This window comes from Mucilaginibacter sp. OAE612 (assembly GCF_041806395.1).
GTDB classification, from domain to species: domain Bacteria; phylum Bacteroidota; class Bacteroidia; order Sphingobacteriales; family Sphingobacteriaceae; genus Mucilaginibacter; species Mucilaginibacter rubeus.
Genome location: NZ_JBGMUW010000001.1, coordinates 4,814,711 through 4,835,304, shown reverse-complemented (window position 1 = coordinate 4,835,304; position 20,594 = coordinate 4,814,711). Strand labels below are relative to the sequence as shown.

The window sequence follows — 20,594 nt, the reverse complement described above, 5'->3', positions numbered from 1 at the left end:
AAAATATTTAAAACAAGGAAAACAATGGAAAACACTATAAACGGCATTCACCACATCACTGCAATTGCAGGCAATGCCAAAAAAAACTATGATTTTTATACCCGTGTATTGGGCTTAAGGTTAGTTAAAAAAACCGTAAACTTTGATGATCCCGGTACATATCACTTATATTATGGCGATGGCAACGGTACTCCCGGCTCCATCCTTACTTTCTTCCCATGGGAAGGCATTACAGCAGGTCGCCGGGGTGCAAGGCAGGTGACTGAAATTGGTTATTCGGTACCTGAAGGTAGTTTGGATTTCTGGTTGAAAAGGTTTGAGGATAACAATGTGATCTACAACAAACCGGCCGAAAAATTTGGCGAACAGTACCTTACTTTTCTTGATCCTGATGGGTTGAAATTTGAGCTTATCGTTCCCAAAAAAGCCGATGACCGCACGCCATGGGAAACTGCCGAGGTAACCGCAGCCAATGCTACCAAAGGTTTTCACAGCATTACTATTACATCAAATAAAATTGAGGCTACTGCCAAAATATTAACCGGTGTATTAGGCTATCGCTTGCTGGAACAGCATGTTAACCGCTACAGGTTTATTACCGATGCTGTCGAAAATGCAGCTATAGTTGATTTGGTGGAAGTTCCGGGAGAAGTTGCCGGTCATGTAGCGGGTGGTTCTGTTCACCACGTAGCATTCCGCGTACCAAACGAAAAAGTATTGATGGAATACCGTGAAAAGATAGCAAACCTTGGCTTGCATATCACCGACAAAATAGACAGAAACTATTTCTACTCATTATACTTCCGCGAACCAGGTGGTGTTTTGTTTGAGATAGCAACCGATAACCCAGGCTTCGCGGTTGATGAACCAGCCGAATTATTGGGCACAGGTTTAAAATTACCTGCACAGTATGAAAACCTGCGCGGCGAGTTGGAAAAAACATTACCATCATTAGTTTAATCAAACAGATGTACAGGCACACAAAACAGCTTGTTTCGGCGGGAGTTCCCGCCGAACAGGCCAAAAAAGCCATCATTATGCTGCATGGCCGCGGCGCATCGGCAAGCAGCATGATCTCGCTTAAAGATCATCTTGAATTAGATGGATACGCTATCTATGCACCACAGGCCAATCAACATAGCTGGTACCCCTACAGTTTTATGGCCCCGGTTCAAAATAATCAACCGGCACTTGATTCGGCCCTTGAAGTAATTGACGAACTGGTTGAGGACCTCAGGCAAAAAGGAATAGCGCGGGAAAATATCTATTTCCTCGGTTTTTCGCAGGGCGCATGTTTAACGCTTGAATATACCGGCCGAAATGCCGGCAGGTACGGGGGGATTATCGCTTTCACCGGCGGATTGATAGGAGAGAAGCTGGTTAAGGAAAGCTACAAAGGCGATTTTAACAATACCCCGGTACTGATCACCACCGGCGACCCCGACCCGCATGTACCGGTTAGCAGGGTTAATGACAGTGTTGAAATATTAAAAGAATTAAATGCAGATGTAACCCTCAAAATATATAAAGGCCGCCAGCATACTATTTCCCGTGAAGAAATTGTGTTGGCAAACGAAATACTGAAGAATTGATTGTTTTCAAAGTTGAGTGTTTAAGAGTGGAGAGCTGCCCGGAGGGGTGGCTCTCTTTTTTTTGCCGGATAGTATTGACCAACCTGTATAATAAATAAGTTATGCCTATGCTTCTGACAACCTTTGGGTTATTTTATATTAATAACCAGTACTTTGAAATGATGGTTAAGTTATTCATAATTAGTAGATAAGCTTATTTTTACTTTTTAAATATATTAAATTAATATTTAAGTAATTTTAGCCTTTGTTTCCCGGACGAACTTAATTAGTAAACTATGCCCGACAAAATTGTGATGAGCGATATGCAGCTCATCAGCCGGTTAAAGGCTGATGATGAAGCGGCGCTTACCATGATTTACAGGAGGTACTGGGCTTCACTTTTTAAAGCGGCTTATAATATCTTAAAAGACAGGCAGGCATGCGAGGATATTATCCAGGAACTGTTTATTAAGCTTTGGGATTGCCGGGCCGAAGTGGAGATCAATATATCGCTTAAAGCCTATCTGTATGCATCGGTACGTTATGGGGTTTACAGGCAAATCCGCACAGGTACCCCTGTAAGAAGCGAGATTTTTGACGATCTGATAGAGCGCCTGCACACCCCAGCTACCCACAACACCATTGAGCATAAAGAACTGCTATTGCAAATAAACCAGGTAATTGATACCCTGCCCGAAAAATGCCGGGAAGTTTACAAACTGAGCCGCGAAGAATGCCTTACCCATAAGGAAATAGCCCTGCAGCTAAATATATCCACTAAAACCGTCGAAAATCATTTAACCAAAGCGCTTCGCCAGTTGCGCGGCTCGTTAGGCTCTGCTTTTATCCTGGAAGCGTTGATGTTTTTTTTAGATAAATAGCATCAAATGAAATCTTAGCTATTTAAAAATGTAAAATATTTATTCCGTTGGTTTTAACCAACAGTGAAATAATTCGAAAAGTCTGGCTTTAGCCCAATTATACAGGCGGGTTTAGGCTAAAGCCCTCTTTATCGCTATTTAATATTCCGTTGGTTAAAACCAACGGCAATGAAAATTCTATTGAATGATTAGAGACTTGATTGTTTTTACACAGCTTTTCACCGGATTTTTTTTGGGGGAGATAATTGATTTTCGGCTAACATTCGTTTGTTAAAGCCTATTTACAAAATCTTTTAATTTTTTTTCATTTCGACGTAGGGGATACCCCCGTTTTTTTACTCTCCCTAACAAAACCACATTTGTGCAAAAAGAAGAATTTTTACAACTGATAGATAAATACCTGGCCGGGCAGGCAACTGCCGCGGACAAGGAACAGTTGTTGAATTTTTTCGAAAGCTTTCAGGGTGATACCGACGAATGGGATGAAAAAATAATTGGTGTAAAACAGGAACTGGAAGACCGCATGTTAAGCAACATCAGGCAGGCGATAGCCGAGCCGGTGGCTAACAAGGGCCCAAAAGTTATAAGGTTACATTTTTTCAGAAATGTTGCCGCTGCTGTTATCCTGTTGGCCGTGTCGGGCATTGCTGTTTATCATTGGTGTATTAAACATGAACAGCAAAAACTGGTTGCTCAAAACAAAGCAATTGTAAAGCATGACGTTGAGCCTGGCGATAACAGGGCTGTTTTAACCCTTGCCAATGGCTCCAAACTGATACTCGATTCGGCTAAGATCGGCTTGCTCAATCAATCGGGTAACACCAGCATTAATAAAACGCAGGATGGGCAGGTGGTTTACACCGCGGATAAAGATCAACAGCAAAATGGACCGGTTGCCTATAACACCATTAGCACCCCCAGGGGCGGCCAGTACCGGGTAGTGCTTCCTGATGGTTCAAAAGTTTGGCTTAACTCTGCCTCTTCACTGAAATTCCCTACGGCATTTACAGGTACCGAACGTGATGTTGAACTCACCGGTGAAGGATATTTTGAGGTGGCCAAAAATAAGGCGAAGCCTTTTAATGTAAAGGTTAAAGATATTAACGTGGCCGTATTGGGCACGCATTTCAATATCATGGCTTACAACGATGAGGCCGCTGTTAAAACCACTCTTCTTGAAGGATCGGTGAAATTAACACAAGGTAATACGAGCAATTTATTAAAGCCCGGTCAGCAGGGCATTATAAATGATAAAAACATTAAAATTATTGATGTTGATACCGACGAAGCGGTAGCCTGGAAAAAATGGCTTCTTTGACTTTGAGCGGGCAAACATACAAGTTATTATGAAGCAGCTTTCGAGGTGGTATGGTACCGAAGTAATATACGAAGGTAAAATACCTGATGATGAGTTTGTAGGTAAGATCAGCAGGGATGTAAAACTATCGCAGGTATTGCACATCCTTGAATTAAGCCACGTGCGTTTTAGGATTGAGAACAAAAAAATAATTGTTGCGCCTTAAATACCGGCAGCTGATTTTTAACTACTAAACCCAAACTATGAAGAAACACTGACGATATAATCTCAAAATATTCCAACCTAAGCTCCCCTTATCTAAATGAAAGAAAAGCCGGAAGCGCTGCAACGCTTCCGGCATAATGAATTGGATCAAGCTTTCCTGAGTTTTCAATAACAGATTTTTTTAACCCAAACATCACGAAGTTATGCATTTAAACTTTACTGGTAAAGTATTTAGTGCCTTTGGTACACATTCAAAACTGTTTTTGACGATGAGATTAACCGTCTTATTATTAACCCTCGGCTGCCTGCAGCTAAGTGCTAAGAGCTTTTCACAATCCATAACCCTGAATGCGAGGGGAATAGCGCTTGATAAAGCTTTTAAAGCAATTGAAAAGCAAAGCGGCTATTATTTCTTTTACAGGTATAAGGATATTTCAAAAACCAAACCGGTTAATCTTTCACTAACTAACGCTTCATTACAGGAAGCGTTGCAGCAATGTTTTAAGGATGAGCCTTTAACCTATATTATAGATGATAAAAATATCATCGTAAATAAAAAGAAAACGCCCGATGTAAGCCCTGCCCAGGTACCCATAACCATAAGCGGTATTGTGGTAGATGATAAAAATCAAGCCTTACCAGGTGTTAATGTTAAAGTAAAAGGTACCAATGTTGGTGCCATAACCGGGGTGGACGGTAAGTATACCTTAAATGCCGAAGATAACGCAGTTTTGGTATTTACATTTATCGGTTTTCAAACCAAAGAGGAACCGGTTAATAAAAGAACAACTATCAACGTTGTTTTAAGTGAAGATAACAAGGAATTAAAGGAGGTAGTTGTTGTAGGCTACGGCAACCAGGAGCGTAAGGATGTAACGGGCGCTGTAGGTTCGGTAAAAATGGGCAATATCAAAGAGATCAAAACAGCGAGTCTTGATCTGAAACTGGCTGGCCAGCTCGCGGGCGTAACCGTAAACCAGGTAACCGGCACTCCGGGCGGTGGTGTATCTGTTAATATACGTGGCGCGGGTTCAGTGGGTGCCGGTGATGACCCTTTATATGTAATAGATGGTTTCCCCATTTCTCCGGGGTTTGATCAATATCAAAACCCTTTAAGTACCATCAACCCCGACGATATAGAAAATATCAGCGTATTGAAAGACGCTGCTTCTACAGCTATTTATGGTTCGCGCGGTTCAAACGGTGTAATATTGATTACTACCAGGAGGGCGAAAAAAGGAGAATCATCAGTTACGGTAAATACTTCAACAGGTATCCAAACCATATTGCCTAAAAGCAAATTAAAAATGATGACCGCCGAGCAATTTGCACAGTGGCGTAAGGAGGCTATCCAGGATGCCAATGCTGTTAACGGAACAAATAACCCGATTCCCGTTGAGTACCAAAATCCGGCAGCTTTAGGCAAGGGAACAGATTGGTTTGACGCAGTAACCAGGGTGGCGCCGATACAGAATTATGACGTAACGGTTTCTAACGGTACTGAAAAAGCACGCTCCTTGTTTTCGATGGGGTATTTCGACCAACGGGGAACGGTACTCAATACCGGGTTTCAGCGCTATTCTTTAAAAGGCACAATGGATGCTGATGTGGCAAAAAATGTTATTATTGGCTTAAGTATAGCGCCCACGTACAGTTTACGTAACCAGCAGCAAACAGATGGGCATTTTCTGTCGGCAGCATTAAGCCAGGCTTACCTTGAAAGCCCGCTTACCCCCGTAAAACAACCTGATGGTTCGTATACCAATGTTATAGGATCACCCGGTACTTTCCAGAACGTGAACCCGGTAAGCGCGCTGGTTAATACAACAAACATGTATAAGCAATTCCGTACGCTGGCCAATGCTTATGTGGAGTGGAAAGTAATTGACGGGCTTACACTACGGTCGACCTTTGGTGTTGACTATCAAAATAGTAACGGTGATTATTTCCGGCCGTCGTTTTTAGGGGGCTTTAATGCACCTAACCGCGATGGTAAACAAGTAAAAGCTGTTGGTTCATTTAACTCATCAAACACATTTAACTGGCTTAATGAAAATTCAGCTACCTATAAAAAAACTTGGGGCAATCATACATTGACTGTTTTAGGCGATTATTCGATTCAGCAGGAAACCAATCGTTACCGCTTAACATATGGTACAGATTTTCCTGATGATGCAATCCAATCCTTAAGCTCTGCAACAACTATAACCGCAAACACTATTAATGAAGAATGGAGATTGCTATCCGTAATAGGGAGGGTTAACTACGCTTATAAAGATAAATACCTGCTGAGTGCCTCTATCAGGCGCGATGGTTCATCAAGATTTGCCCCTGGGCACAGATGGGGTACGTTTCCTTCGGTTTCGGGCGGATGGCGTATTTCGGATGAATCATTCTTTCCTAAAACTTCTTTTATCGACCAGGTTAAATTTTCGGGCAGTTATGGCCATGCGGGTAACAACAACGTAGCAAGTTATATGTGGGTATCGCAGGTTGACGATACTAACTACACATTTGGCGGCGCACTTTCGCCTGGCAAGTCGCTAACAGATCTTGGCAACCAGGAACTTGGCTGGGAAACCACTAAACAGTTTGATTTTGGTGTTGACATCTCGTTATTAAAAGGCCGTGTTTATTTAATAGCCGAGTATTATAACCGTTATACCGAAAGGATGCTTCAATATATCCAAATACCAATAGTTTCCGGTTATAGCAGTGCTTTAACAAACGTGGGCAATGTGCGTAACAGGGGTTGGGAGTTTACCCTTACAACCAAAAATATCGTTGGAAAGGGATTTAACTGGAGTACCGATATGAACATTTCGTTCAACCGTAATAAAGTAATCAGCTTGGGCCCTACACCCTACATATATGATGCACCAATTAACGATAACCCTACCAGCATAACGCAGGTGGGGTTACCATTGGGGCAATTTTATGGTTATATTTTTGAAGGAATATTCCAAAACCAGGCCGAACTTGACAAATACCCGCATTTTGACGGTGAACAGGTTGGTAATATCAGGTATAAGGACGTTAATAATGATGGTATCATTGACGGGCATGATCAGGTGCCTATCGGTAATCCGTGGCCAAAGTTTACTTTCGGTTTCAACAACCACCTATCGTATAAAGGCTTTGACATGAATATCATTTCGGCAGGATCTGTTGGTGGGCACGTATTTGATATGTACAAGCAATTTACCACCAACCTTGATGGGGTATTTAATGTTGAGCAATCGGTAATACAGCGCTGGCGGTCGCCTCAGCAACCGGGGGCGGGCAAATTGCCAACAACGGTATCTAACACTAACCTTGCACGTGATTATTACCCTTCATATTGGGTTGAAAGCAACTCATACCTGATGGTTAAAAATATTGACCTTGGATATAATTTCAAAACCAAATTCAGCAAGAATTTCAGGGTTTATTTTAGTGCCCAAAATGCTATCCTGATTACAGGCTACAGAGGCGGAAGCCCCGAGGTAGGGATTGAGGGGCAGGATGGCAACCGGTCTTTATCGCCCAATGTAAACTTTACAGGTTATCCGGTCTCGGCTGTTTACACATTGGGATGTAACGTAACATTTTAAAGTATAAAAGCTTTTAACGGATCAATTGATAAGTTCAAACTTTAACAACTGAAAAGCATGAAAAAATACATATACCTTTTGGTTTTTCTTTGTGTTGCGATGTTAAGCAACTGTAAAAAAGATTATCTGAGTCTTCAGCCCACCGATACTCAAAATGGTATTAACTTTTTTAAAACCAAATCTCAGTTCATTCAGGCCACTAATGGTGCATATGCCCCGCTTCAGGGCTTATATAATGGTTCATTTTGGGCCATGGCCGAAATGCGTTCCGACAACACATCGTATGAGTATGACCCTGATGACCGCTCCGGAACAGGTAACGAAGAAATAGATGAATTCCGGGAGTTGAATAACAATGGCATCGTAGAGTCTTTCTTTAACGCTTGCTATATAGGTATTGGCCGGTGTAATGTTATTCTTGAGCGTTTGCCCGCGGCTAAACTTGATGCTGGAGTTTCAGATACGATAGCCGGACAGGCATCGTTTTTAAGGGCGTTTAACTATTTTAATATTGTGCGTATGTTTGGCGATGCCCCTTTGGTACTCACAGAAGCGCAATCTGTAGCTGATGCTTTTAAAGTTGCCACTAAAAGTCCGGTCGCTAAAATTTACACCCAGATAATAGCTGACGCGCAAACTGCCATTGCCAAGTTGCCGGTGAAGTATACAGCCACCGGCGATAAAGGGCGTGTAACCAAGGGCACAGCCGAAACTATGCTGGCCGAAGTTTACATGACCCAAAAGAAATTTGATTTGGCCATCCCGCTGCTTCGTGCTGTTATTTCATCGGGTGTTTATAGCCTGAATGCTGATTATGCCGATAACTTTGATATTCATAAAGAAAACGGCTCTGAATCGATATTTGAGATCCAGTATATAGAAGGCCCGAATGGTTTGGGCAGCGATTTCGTAGACACATTTATCCCCTGGGATTATTATGATACTGATATTACCGGTCATGACATAGCTAATGGGGCTCAAAACGGTTGGAACATCCCTACCCAGGACCTTGTAAATGCTTATGAAGAAGGTGATAAAAGGAGGGATGCTTCGTTGACTGATTTTACATCAGACGAGTACGGCATCGATCTGCCTTTCATAAAGAAGTATCAGAGCATTGCATCGGTACCAGGCATTACCGGCAACAACTTCCCGGTTTATCGTTATGCAGATGTTTATCTGATGCTTGCGGAGTGTTTAAACGAACAGGGCTTCGCAGCAGGTGGCGATGCTTTCAAATACCTGAACCTGGTTAGGCAGCGCGCCGGTCTTGAACCTAAATCAATGGGCAATGCCAATCCCGATTTAAATGTTACCAGCCAGGATGGGTTTCGCGCGGCGATAGCTCACGAACGCCAGGTTGAACTTGCCTTTGAAAATCACCGCTGGTTTGATCTTTTGCGTACAGGTAAAGCAACAGAGGTAATGAAAGCGCATGCTACCCGCGAACGGGCTTACAAAAATAGCTCATGGCAAATTAATTCTGCTGCGTATAGCAATATCCGTTTGCTTTTCCAATATCCTGTTAATGAGGCTAACCTCGAACATTAATAATGTTACATGGCCGGGGTGAAACTTTTACCGGGCTATATTACGTTTATAGGTGTATATTGCGATGAACGCACATTTTGTGGGCAGGCTCGATGAAAAATTTCAGGTGCATATCAAAACAATATTGCTGTTAAAGTATATTTAATAGCATGAACTATTAAAACCCCAAAAAAGGTATGTGTAAAAAGGTATGCACACGCGTTATTATATTGTTTTTTTCTTTTCTGCCAATAATTGTACAAGCACAAAAAGTGCCGCCGGTTCCTCCGCCGTTCCGGGTTGATAACCTGGTTTGTGAATACAAAATAAATCCCATCTCTGTCGACGATGCCGCTCCCCGTCTTGGCTGGAAACTAATAACCCGGGATCGCAACATTCAGCAAATTGCCTATGAAATAAGGGTAGGCAGTAATGCCGTATCCTTACTGAAAGGCAAAGACCTGCTCTGGACCTCGGGAAAAGTTAATTCCAATGAATCGCTGCATGTTTACTATGGCGGCCCCGCGCTCGCTTCACGTCAGAAAGTTTACTGGCAGGTACGCGTCTGGAACAACAGGCTGCAGGTTACCCCATGGAGCATGGTTAACTCATGGAAAATGGGTCTGCTTAAACCCGCCGACTGGAGTGCCAAATGGATAGAAAATAATTACCTGTCGGATACTACCGGTGGCCCATGCCCCATGTTCAGGAAAACATTTAAGCTTGATCATAAGGTACGTGCGGCGCATTTATACATTACTGCCCACGGTTTATATGAGGCGCAATTTAATGGTAAACGAATTAGCAGCGACTACTTTGCTCCCGGCTGGACGAGTTACAATAAACGCCTGCAATACCAGGTTTATGATGTAACTGCCGACCTGCTAAAAGGCGATAACGCTGTTGGCGTAACCCTTGGCGATGGCTGGTACCGTGGTTATACCTATAATCGAAAAAAGAATGTGTATGGCACCAAGCTCGGTTTGCTTTTTCAGTTAGAAGTGGTGTATACTAACGGTAAACGGATACTCATTAATTCGGATAAAACCTGGAAGGTAGCCTATGGACCGATCCGTTCATCATCATTTTTTGATGGCGAAGTTTATGATGCCCGCAAGGAGAAGAAAGGCTGGTCGACCATTGCTTACAAAGATTTAAACTGGGATTCGGTGCGCACCGTTGATACCGTTAAAGAAAATTTAGTGGCCACATTTGGTCCGCCGGTGCGCAAACACGAAATGTTTAAGCCGCTTAAAGTGTTTACCACTCCCGCGGGCGAGCATGTGGTTGACTTTGGGCAAAACCTGGTTGGCTGGGTACAGTTTAAATTAAAGGCAAAAGCAGGCGATACGGTAAAGCTGTTCCATGCCGAGGTTTTGGATCAGAAAGGGAACTTCTACACAAAAAACCTGCGTACAGCCAAGCAGGAGAACGTATATGTTTTTAAGGGCGATAGTATTGAAACATTCGAACCTCATTTTACCTTCCAGGGCTTCAGGTACCTGAAGGTTGAAGGATATGAAGGCCAGTTGGATTCGACCAATGTGGCTGCCTTTGCCTTGTACTCGGATATGGCGCAAACGGGTATGTTCTCTACCTCCAATCCGCTTATCAACCAGTTGCAGCATAATATTCAATGGGGGCAAAAGGGCAATTTTATCGATGTACCTACCGACTGCCCCCAGCGCGACGAGCGTATGGGTTGGACGGGCGATGCCCAGGCTTTTTCCCGTACCGCTACCTTCAATATGGATGTGGCCGGATTTTTTACCAAATGGCTAAAAGATCTTTCGGCCGACCAGCATAAAAACGGCGCGGTACCCTATGTGATCCCTAACATGCTGGATAGCGCTTCGGCAGCAGCCTCAGGATGGAGCGATGTGGCAACTATTGTCCCCTGGAATATTTACCTGGCTTACGGCGATAAAAAGGTATTGGAAAACCAGTACCCAAGCATGACCGCCTGGGTGGGTTACATTACCCGGCACACCCGAAACGGCCTTTGGGACACCGGTAACCACTTTGGCGACTGGCTTTTTTATGCCGGCACCGACTATGAGGATGGTGCCGCCCTTACCGATAAAAACCTGATAGCGCAGGCTTTTTATGCCTATTCAACTCAACTGGTTATCAATGCTGCCACCATATTGGGTAAGGAAGATGATGTTAAAAAATATACCGCGCTGTTAGCTGATATCAAAAAGGCTTTCCAGGCAGAATACGTTACACCTAACGGACGTATGATCTCGGGCACACAAACATCATATGTACTGGCCCTTAACTTCGACCTGCTGCCCGAAAACCTGCGCGAATCTGCCGCCAAAAGGCTGGTAAACAATATTGAAGATTATGATGAACACATTACAACAGGCTTTTTAGGCACGCCGTATATCTGTCATGTGTTAAGTCGTTTCGGTCACACCGATATTGCCTATGACCTGTTGATGAAAGAATCATACCCTTCATGGCTTTATCCCGTAAAAAACGGGGCTACTACCATTTGGGAGCGCTGGGATGGCATAAAACCCAATGGTACTTTTGAAGACCCGGAGATGAACTCCTTTAACCACTATGCTTATGGCGCCATTGGCGATTGGATGTACCGGGTTATTGCAGGGATCAATACCGACGAGAGTAGCCCTGGCTTTCATAAAATAAATATCTTCCCGCATCCCGGCGGTAAATTGACCAATGCCAATGCCGAGCTGGAAACATTATACGGAAAGGTAAAATCGGCCTGGAGTATTGATAACGGTATTTTTACCCTTGATGTAATTGTGCCGCCAAATACTACTGCTACGGTCACTTTGCCCGCGGTTGATGGCCCGGTAACAGAAAGTAATATCGACATTAATACCAATAAAGATATCGCTAACATCAAACCGGCCGGCGGCGATATGCAGATGGATGTGGGCTCGGGTATTTACCAGTTCAAATACATTTTAAAAACCCATAAAAAAAATAGCTAATGGTACTATAATACATGGCAACTATGGTAATCAATCAGCAGGAAGCGCTTAAAAACACAGGCACAACAAAGGCAAGCCGCCCAAGGCTTTTGTCGCTTGATTTTTTCAGGGGATTTACCGTAGCTGCCATGATCCTGGTAAATGATCCCGGCGATTGGGGCCATATTTACTGGCCGCTTGAACACTCCAAATGGAACGGCTGTACCCCAACAGACCTGGTGTTTCCCTTTTTCCTGTTTATGGTAGGCGTATCTATCGTATATGCCATGGAAAGTAAAAAAGCGGATATAGCTAATCATAACAAATTGCTGTTATCCATCCTGCGCCGTACGCTGATTATCATAGTCCTTGGCGTTTGTTTACCACTGATCAACGATTTTCAATTCGCGCATCTGCGTTTTCCCGGTGTGTTGCAGCGCATCGGGCTTGTTTTTGGCATAACTGCCTTGCTGTACGTTAAAACCGGCATCCGTACACAGGTAATTATTGCTGTAAGCTGTTTAATTGGTTATTATTTATTGATGACGCTGGTACCTGTACCGGGTTTTGGTACACCTAACCTTGAACCGGCAACCAATTTGGGCGCCTGGATTGACAGATCGGTATTTACCGAAAACCACCTTTGGAGTTCCTCCAAAACCTGGGACCCGGAAGGCTTGCTTGGGACAATCCCATCTGTTGCTACCTGTTTGTTAGGTGTATTCACCGGTACCTGGCTCAAAATGGGCAAGCTTGCAACCCGTGCTGATCTGTTTAAAATAATGGGAGCCGGCATCGTATTGATCATACTGGCCTTGATCTGGAATCCATTTTTCCCCATCAACAAACAATTGTGGACAAGCTCGTTTGTTCTGCTTACCGCGGGTTTGGCTATTAATATTCTTGCATTATCATACTGGTTTATCGATATCAAAGGGAATAAAGCCTTACTGCCTCCATTTTTAGCGTTCGGGCGTAATGCCATTGCTGCCTATGTTTTGGCCGATATTATCCCGGCTTTAATAGCTGCCATCCCGGTAGGTAAAACCAATTTATGGTCGTTCACTTATGATCAGTTATTTGTGCCATATCTCTCGCCCGAAAACGCTTCACTGGCCGGAGCTATCCTAACTGTGCTGATCATTTTTATCCCGGTTTGGATCCTTTACAAAAGGAATATTACCATTAAGGTATAATCTTTATCCATCATCTACCGAAATGAAGAAAACACTATCTTTTAAACATATTTTACTATTCACCTCACTGCTTTTATTGGCAATAACGGTAAACGCACAGTTTCATATTATTCCGCAGCCGGTGAGTTTAAAAGCAGGGAAGGGCAGTTTTATTTTAAGTAAGTCTGCCGTGATCGGGGTTAATAAAGAGACAGAACCAATAGGCAAATACTTGCAGGATTACCTTAATCAAAACTACGGCCTGCAAACAACGGTGAAAGTTTTTGAAAAGATCCCTGCCAAAACAGCCATCAGGTTAAACAATGTTTGGTCGAACGCGGAGAGTGCCTACACCATGAATATAAATCCTGCATCGGTAAGTATCAGCGGTAGCGGGGCTGGTGTTTTTTACGGGGTACAATCACTAATTCAGTTGTTGCCGACAGATAAAGCAGCACCCCTAAAAGTTACTGCCTGTACCATAGCCGATCAGCCACGTTTTGGCTGGCGTGGCCTAAGCCTTGATGTAAGCCGCCATTTTTTTACGGTTGATGAAGTGAAAAAATACATCGACGTTATGGCGCATTACAAACTGAATACTTTTCACTGGCACTTAACCGACGATGAAGGCTGGCGCATCCAGATTGATAAATATCCGCGCCTTACCGAAGTTGGTGCCAGGATCAGCTACTATGCCAAACGGGGCGAATTCCGTAAGCTGGACAATCTGATAGATGACGGTCGCGACGGGTTTTATACCAAGGATGAAATTAGGGATGTGATTAAATATGCGCAGGACAGATTTGTAACCATCCTGCCCGAAATTGAAATGCCGGGCCATAGCGAGGCTGCTATTTTTGCTTACCCGCAACTGGGCTGCCAGGATTCAACAGGGGCTAAACACCGCGTGCGGATGCTTGACCCGAGTGAATATACTTTCAAATTTATGGAAGATGTGCTGACAGAAGTGATAGCGCTGTTCCCGAACCAATACATTCATATCGGCGGTGATGAGGCCGAGATGGCCGACTGGCTCAAAAGCCCTACAGCCGTTGCCCTCATGAAGCGTGAGCACCTGAAAAGCGAAAAAGAAGTGCAGAGTTATTTTATTAAACGGATAGAAAAGTTCCTGCTGTCAAAAAATAAGAAGTTGGTTGGTTGGGACGAGATTTTAGAGGGTGGCCTTGCCGAATCCGCAACAGTAATGAGCTGGCAGGGTGAAGCCGGGGGCATAGCTGCCGCCAGGATGCATCATCATGTAGTAATGACGCCGCTGCCATACATGTACTTTGATGCCCCGCAAGCCAATGAGGATCTGGAACCAATAGGCTGGAACCCGCCGGTTACCTGGCAAATGGTTTATAACTATGAGCCGCAGTCGAAAGAGCTGACCAATGCCGAAGCCGGGTATATCTTAGGTGCCCAGGGCAATATCTGGAACGAAAAGGTGCCCAACGCGCAGCACCTGCAATACATGGTTTACCCTCGTGCCCTCGCCGTGGCCGAACTCACCTGGAGCCCGAAAAATGAAAAAAACCTGGAACGTTTCGGCTGGAAAATAAAAAACCAGTACGGCCTGTTTAAGTTGTGGGATTTCAACGCCCGTCTGCCTGATATTGACGGCGTAGGCAATATAATTACCAATAAAAGCCGGTTTAAACTAACGCTGAGCTACCCGCTGAAAGGAGCTAAAGTGCGGTACGCGTTAAACGGCAAAATGCCGGATGCCAATGGCCCGGCTGTACCTTTCCCGGTAAATATCAATGTACCCTTAAAAGACAGCATCGGTTTAAGAACCTTCACCACCTGGACATTGAATGATCAGCACATTCGCCAAATGGCCAGCATCAGGCGGGTGAATATCAAGCCTGCACATGAAAAAGTTGCTAACCTCAAACCCGGTATGGCTTACGAGCTTTTTAAAACGAGGGAACGCGATATAGATAAGCTGAGAAATGAAAAGCCAACGGAAACCGGCGAAACAAGCCTGATTGTACCCGTTAAAATTGCAACCGAAGGTTTTATCAATTGGGTTAAAATTAAAGGTTTTATCAAAATAGACAAGGAAGCGGATTATGAATTAACTACCGGTTTTGAGGTTAGCCCCGCTTTGTTTTTGGATGAAGTACCGGTAATTAAACCCGGGCTAAATACTTATGTAGAACCGCAAAAAGCTCTATTACATTTAAAAAAAGGCATCTATGCTTTAAGCGGACATTACATGGCTGATAAAGCTAATGAGAATCAAACCCTGATAGAATTGAAGGTAGCCGGAGGGGAAAAGCTTTATCCTAAGTTTTATTTGATGCATTAAAAATAAAAAGTGTCATTGCGAGGAACGAAGCAATCCCCGATTTGCAGGTCCGCCCTGTATAGTTCGCGATTGCTTCGTTCCTCGCAATGACGGTTCTCATTGTGCATTTATAGGGTAATTAACCACCAAACCACTTACCTATGCAAAAGAAAATATGCTTACTTAACGTCCCATCAGGGTCTCTCGCAGAGGACCCTGATGTCTACGCCACGCCGGTTCGCTGTTCTGAATATCCTGGTAAATGTTTAGAACGCAAAGAACCTCAGGGTCCTCTGCGAGAGACCCTGAGGGAACATGATGAAAATATGCCGTTGTTGGTGTTGTCACCAACAACTCCTATGATTTTTATTTTCTGAAATGCCGCATGAAAAGTTGTTGGTGACAACACCAACAACGGCGAGGAGGACAAGCAACGATGCTTTGCATGTGGGAGACGCATGTGATGCGTCTCTACATTTGAAAATTAAATATCTGGATACTATGCAAAAGAAATTATGCCTACTGATCGCGTTTGCTTTTGTAATTAACATCGCAGCCGCGCAGGTTTATAAAGACCCCAAGGCACCTGTGCCTGTACGCGTGAAAGACTTGCTAAGCCGTATGACGCTGGAAGAAAAGGTGGGCCAGATGAGCATGAACTCGTTAAAAGGCTCGATGCAAAACCCAATTGCTTATGGCGTTTGCGAAAGCCCTTTTACCAATATCAATGATGTAGCATCACGCTCAATCGCTGCAAAAAAATATGCTAAAGAAAAAACAAGACTTGGTATCCCGCCTATACAAATAGGCGAGTGCCTGCATGGGCAACTGGCAGCAGGCGCTACCATCTTTCCACAGGCTATAGCGCAGGGCAGCACCTGGAACCCGGCGCTGATTGAAAAAATGGGTTCGGTAATCGCTTATGAAGCGTCCTCGTCAGGAGTTGACCAGGCGCTTTCGCCTTTGTTCGATCTCATCCGCGACCCGCGTTATGGCCGTAATGAGGAATGTTATGCCGAAGATCCATATCTCGTAAGCAGGATGGGTACATCGTTTGTAATTGGGATGCAGGGTGATCCTTCGCAAACAATAAACGGTATTGGTAAAAACAAAGTGATGTGTACAGCCAAGCATTTCGCGGCCTACAGTATCCCCGTGGCAGGTATCAATTTAGCCCCGGCATCAGTAGGGGAAAGGGAGCTACGGTCGATGTTTTTGCCGCCTTTTAAAGATGCCGTGCAAAATGCAAATATTTACGCTGTGATGCCGGCTTACAACGAAATTGACGGCGTGCCTGCACATGCTAACCATTTCCTGCTGCAAACCATATTGCGGGAGGAGTGGGGTTTTAAAGGCTATGTTTTTTCGGACTATGAAGGTTTAAAACATTTATACACTTTTCATCATATTGCCAAGGACGCCGAAGGCGCTGCTCCAATTGGCCTGAACGCCGGAGTTGACCTGGAAGCGCCAAGCCCCGATGTATATGATAAACTGATTGGCCTGGTGAAAAGCGGAAAAGTAAAAGAAGCGTTGGTTGATAGCGCTGTTGCCCGTATCCTTACTATAAAATTTAAAGCAGGTTTGTTTGAAAAGGCATTGCCCGATACATCAGCGCTAAAGAAACGGGTACACACGCCGGATCATATCGCCCTGTCGCAGCAGATAGCCGAGGAATCGATCATCCTGCTTAAAAACGATAAACGGCTTTTACCGCTCAATATGAACAGCCTGAAATCGTTGGCGGTTATCGGCCCCAATGCCAACCAGGTTCAGTATGGCGATTACAGTTCAACCCGCGACAGCCGCTCGGGCACAACAGTGCTTGATGGCATAAAACAGTTGGCCGGCAATAAAATAAAAATCAATTATGCTAAAGGCTGTGCCCTGTCGGGCCAGGACAAAAGCGGCTTTGCCGAAGCCATCACAGCAGCAAAAAACAGCGATGCTGTGGTTGTAGTTTTGGGTACCACCAGTGTGGTATTCTCCGGTGTTGGCTGGAACGGGCATGCACCCGAAAGTGAGCCTAAAGACCCATTCACCTGCGGCGAAGGCTATGATGTAACCGACATTGATCCCGATGGGGTACAACGTGAACTGTTGCAGGCTGTTTATAAAACAGGTAAACCTGTAATTTTGGTACTGGTACACGGCCGGCCGCAAAGCATCAGTTGGGAAAAAGAAAATATCCCGGCTATTGTGGAGACCTGGTATCCGGGCGAAAGGGGAGGCAATGCCATTGCCAACATCCTGTTCGGCAAGGTAAACCCATCAGGCAGGCTTACGGTATCTATCCCGCAGTCAACCGGGCATATCCCGGTTTTTTATAATCATGTGGCATCCAACAAAGGTTTTTATCACAATCCGGGTTCAACCGAAAAACCGGGACAAGACTATGTTTTTTCATCGCCGGATGCGCTGTTCCCCTTTGGTTATGGATTGAGCTATACTTCATTTAAATACAGTAATCTGCAGGTATCGGCAGCTTCGTTCCGAAAAAATGAGACTATAACGGTTTCGGTAGATGTAACCAACAGCGGCAGCATGGCCGGTAAGGAAGTGGTACAAATGTACCTGGGCAATAAGTTAAATTCGGTAACTACGCCTGTAATGGCCCTCAAGGGTTTTGACAAGATCAGTCTTAAACCCGGCGAAACCAAAACGGTAAAGTTTACGGTAAAGCCCGAAGATATCGCTATCTGGAATAATCAAATGAAACAGGTAACCGAACCCGGTACATTTGATGTGATGATAGCACGCTCGGCCGAAGATGTTGTGTTAAAAAAGACAATTGAATATAAATAGTAAAAGGTCATGAAAAAGCTGATTGCCGTTTTATTAGTGTTGACTTTGGCTGTTGAGGTTAATGCGCAATCGTATAATAAATACGTAAACACCTTCATTGGCACTTCCGCAACAGGGCATACCTTTCCGGGCGCTACGGTGCCTTTTGGTATGGTTCAGCTTAGTCCTGAGACCGGGAATTTTGGTTGGAACTACTGCTCGGGATATCGTTATGAAGATAACGTGATCACCGGTTTCGCGCATACCCATTTAAGCGGTACAGGTGGTATTGATTTAGGAGATGTGCTGTTTTTTCCCTTTCAGGGCGATCAACCTCAAAATTTTCAAAGCAAATTTTCTCATCAGGAAGAAAAAGCATCGCCCGGTTATTATGAAGTGATTTTGGGCGATAACAATATTAAGGCTCAACTAACTGCTTCTGCCCATACTGGTTTGCACCGGTATACTTTTACAAAAGCCGGTAAAGCACATTTGCTTGTTGATATGCAAAGCGGACTGGTTGATAGCCCGGAGCAATTGGCTGAGCATGTTTCTGACGGGGAGATCACTATCGATAGCAAAATAACTATCAGTGGTTATGCCTTCACCAGCCAATGGGTAGATAAAAAAGTATATTTCACGGCTGTTTTTAACCGCCCGTTTACCGGACAGCATTTTATTGATGGCGATAATAAACGCCGCTTAATATTGGATTTCGATCTGAAACCCGGTGAAACTATTGAAGCTAAAGTTGGGGTATCGGGTGTAAGTATTGCCGGTGCGCGTAAAAACCTGCTGGCCGAAACACAGCACAAAACATTTGAACAGGTAAAAACGGAAGCAGCCCGTACATGGGAAAATAATCTTGGTAAACTTAAAGCCAAAGGCAGCAAAAAAGAGAAAATAGCATTTTATACCAGCCTGTACCACGCCTTGATCCAGCCTAACAACATTGCGGATGTTGACGGTCAATATCGCGGAGCCGATAGCCTGGTGCACCGATCCGCTGATAAAGTTTTCTATTCTACGCTATCATTATGGGATACTTACAGGGCCGCCCATCCACTGTATACTATTATTTGTCCTGAAAAAGACGGGCAAATGGTAGAGAGCATGTTACAACACAACGGCGTGGCAGGTATGCTGCCAATCTGGACGCTGTGGGGTAAGGAAAGCTACGCCATGATCGGTAACCATGCCGTACCGGTAATTGTAGATGCCGCGCTGAAAGGGATTAAAGGTTTTGATCGGCAAAAGGCATTTGCTGCCATTAAAAACACGCTCACACATAATAAAAATCCAAAATACGATTGGAGCCTATATTTGCGTTATGGCTACCTGCCATCAGATACTGTAAAACGCGAAGCTGTTTCCCGTACACTGGAGGCCGCTTACGACGATTGGTGCGCCGCTCAATTAGCCAAGGCGCTGAACAAACAAAGTGACTACAATTATTTCATCAAACGATCTCTGTTTTATAATAGCCTGTTTGATAAAAGCACGCGCTTGATGCGTGGCCGAAAATCAAACGGCGAATGGGTACAGCCTTTTGCCAATTTAGATAGTGGCCAACTGGCCATTGGTGGTGACTATACCGAAGGCAATGCCTGGCAATATACCTGGCAGGTTCAGCATGATATTCCGGGTTTGACTAAACTCATGGGCGGCAAAAAAGCATTTTCAGGCAAACTGGATTCATTGTTTACTATGGATTCAAAAGTGTTTGGAAAAGGCTCAACGCTTGATGTTACCGGGTTAATAGGCCAGTATGCACATGGCAACGAACCTAACCATCATGTGGCTTATTTGTACACGCTTGCCGGGAACCCTGCCAAAACACAGGAACTGGTAAGGCAAATTGCCGATCAGTTTTATATAAACAAACCCGATGGCCTCTCTGGCAATGATGACTGCGGACAAATGTCGGCCTGGTATATCTTTACTGCTATGGGTTTTTATCCCGTTAATCCGGCAGATGGCCGTTATGTTTTTGGTGCGCCGCTATTAGATAGGGTTAGCATTGCTTTACCTGGCGGCAAAAGTTTTGTGATAGAAGCAAAGGGGCTATCCGAAGAGAATAAATATGTGCAAAACATCAGCTTAAATGGTAAACCTTACCCCAAAGAATATATTACACATAAGGATATTATGAAAGGGGGGAAGCTGGTATTTGTGATGGGCGATAAGGCGAAAGCGCCGGGGTTTTAAGGTTTTTGAGTTCAAGCGTCCACGCTTACTATTTGTTAGATGTGAGCGTGGACGCTCACGCTTTGAGATGGTTCAAGTGTGGACGCTTA

The 20,594-nt window shown here is 44.2% G+C and carries 12 protein-coding genes; all 12 read left to right on the top strand.

Annotated features, from left to right (window positions below; translation table 11 throughout):
• Window positions 1-24 precede the first annotated feature (24 nt).
• The 12 genes from ABID99_RS19895 to ABID99_RS19840 all read left to right on the top strand — a co-directional run bounded on the left by ABID99_RS19895 (window position 25) and on the right by ABID99_RS19840 (window position 20,505).
• Window positions 25-960 carry a ring-cleaving dioxygenase gene (locus ABID99_RS19895; RefSeq protein WP_188832906.1) on the top strand — a complete coding sequence of 312 codons (936 nt, stop codon included), beginning with the start codon at window positions 25-27 and terminating at the stop codon, window positions 958-960.
• 8 nt (window positions 961-968) lie between these two features.
• Entirely contained in the window at window positions 969-1,592 is a 624-nt protein-coding gene (locus ABID99_RS19890) for an alpha/beta hydrolase (RefSeq protein ID WP_373614892.1), read from the top strand.
• 275 nt (window positions 1,593-1,867) lie between these two features.
• Window positions 1,868-2,452 (top strand): RNA polymerase sigma-70 factor, encoded by a 585-nt coding sequence (locus ABID99_RS19885; RefSeq protein ID WP_176622628.1) that lies wholly within the window; start codon window positions 1,868-1,870, stop codon window positions 2,450-2,452.
• A 361-nt stretch (window positions 2,453-2,813) separates the two neighbouring features.
• Window positions 2,814-3,770, top strand: a complete 957-nt coding sequence (locus ABID99_RS19880) for a FecR family protein (RefSeq protein WP_373614891.1) — start codon at window positions 2,814-2,816, stop codon at window positions 3,768-3,770.
• 28 nt (window positions 3,771-3,798) lie between these two features.
• Window positions 3,799-3,975: a DUF4974 domain-containing protein gene (locus tag ABID99_RS19875; protein WP_373614890.1), complete on the top strand. Its 177-nt coding sequence runs from the start codon at window positions 3,799-3,801 to the stop codon at window positions 3,973-3,975.
• A gap of 268 nt (window positions 3,976-4,243) precedes the next feature.
• The gene (locus tag ABID99_RS19870; RefSeq protein ID WP_188832910.1) at window positions 4,244-7,567 is read left to right on the top strand and encodes a TonB-dependent receptor; all 3,324 of its coding nucleotides are present in this window, start codon (window positions 4,244-4,246) and stop codon (window positions 7,565-7,567) included.
• A gap of 57 nt (window positions 7,568-7,624) precedes the next feature.
• On the top strand, window positions 7,625-9,118 hold the full coding sequence (locus ABID99_RS19865; protein WP_373614889.1) for a RagB/SusD family nutrient uptake outer membrane protein: 1,494 nt from the start codon (window positions 7,625-7,627) through the stop codon (window positions 9,116-9,118).
• A gap of 176 nt (window positions 9,119-9,294) precedes the next feature.
• Entirely contained in the window at window positions 9,295-12,066 is a 2,772-nt protein-coding gene (locus ABID99_RS19860) for a family 78 glycoside hydrolase catalytic domain (protein WP_373614888.1), read from the top strand.
• A gap of 14 nt (window positions 12,067-12,080) precedes the next feature.
• Entirely contained in the window at window positions 12,081-13,241 is a 1,161-nt protein-coding gene (locus ABID99_RS19855; protein ID WP_373614887.1) for an acyltransferase family protein, read from the top strand.
• Window positions 13,242-13,263: 22 nt separating this feature from the next.
• Entirely contained in the window at window positions 13,264-15,534 is a 2,271-nt protein-coding gene (locus ABID99_RS19850) for a beta-N-acetylhexosaminidase (protein WP_373614886.1), read from the top strand.
• Window positions 15,535-16,014: 480 nt separating this feature from the next.
• Window positions 16,015-18,318: a glycoside hydrolase family 3 N-terminal domain-containing protein gene (locus tag ABID99_RS19845; protein ID WP_373614885.1), complete on the top strand. Its 2,304-nt coding sequence runs from the start codon at window positions 16,015-16,017 to the stop codon at window positions 18,316-18,318.
• Between the two features lie 9 nt (window positions 18,319-18,327).
• Window positions 18,328-20,505: a GH92 family glycosyl hydrolase gene (locus ABID99_RS19840; RefSeq protein ID WP_373614884.1), complete on the top strand. Its 2,178-nt coding sequence runs from the start codon at window positions 18,328-18,330 to the stop codon at window positions 20,503-20,505.
• Window positions 20,506-20,594: the final 89 nt, after the last annotated feature.

Coding starts and splice junctions, on each gene's coding strand:
- ABID99_RS19895 (WP_188832906.1), top strand. CDS start 25: ATGGAAAACACTATAAACGGCATTCACCACATCACTGCAATTGCAGGC.
- ABID99_RS19890 (WP_373614892.1), top strand. CDS start 969: ATGTACAGGCACACAAAACAGCTTGTTTCGGCGGGAGTTCCCGCCGAA.
- ABID99_RS19885 (WP_176622628.1), top strand. CDS start 1,868: ATGCCCGACAAAATTGTGATGAGCGATATGCAGCTCATCAGCCGGTTA.
- ABID99_RS19875 (WP_373614890.1), top strand. CDS start 3,799: ATGAAGCAGCTTTCGAGGTGGTATGGTACCGAAGTAATATACGAAGGT.
- ABID99_RS19870 (WP_188832910.1), top strand. CDS start 4,244: ATGAGATTAACCGTCTTATTATTAACCCTCGGCTGCCTGCAGCTAAGT.
- ABID99_RS19865 (WP_373614889.1), top strand. CDS start 7,625: ATGAAAAAATACATATACCTTTTGGTTTTTCTTTGTGTTGCGATGTTA.
- ABID99_RS19860 (WP_373614888.1), top strand. CDS start 9,295: ATGTGTAAAAAGGTATGCACACGCGTTATTATATTGTTTTTTTCTTTT.
- ABID99_RS19855 (WP_373614887.1), top strand. CDS start 12,081: ATGGCAACTATGGTAATCAATCAGCAGGAAGCGCTTAAAAACACAGGC.
- ABID99_RS19850 (WP_373614886.1), top strand. CDS start 13,264: ATGAAGAAAACACTATCTTTTAAACATATTTTACTATTCACCTCACTG.
- ABID99_RS19845 (WP_373614885.1), top strand. CDS start 16,015: ATGCAAAAGAAATTATGCCTACTGATCGCGTTTGCTTTTGTAATTAAC.
- ABID99_RS19840 (WP_373614884.1), top strand. CDS start 18,328: ATGAAAAAGCTGATTGCCGTTTTATTAGTGTTGACTTTGGCTGTTGAG.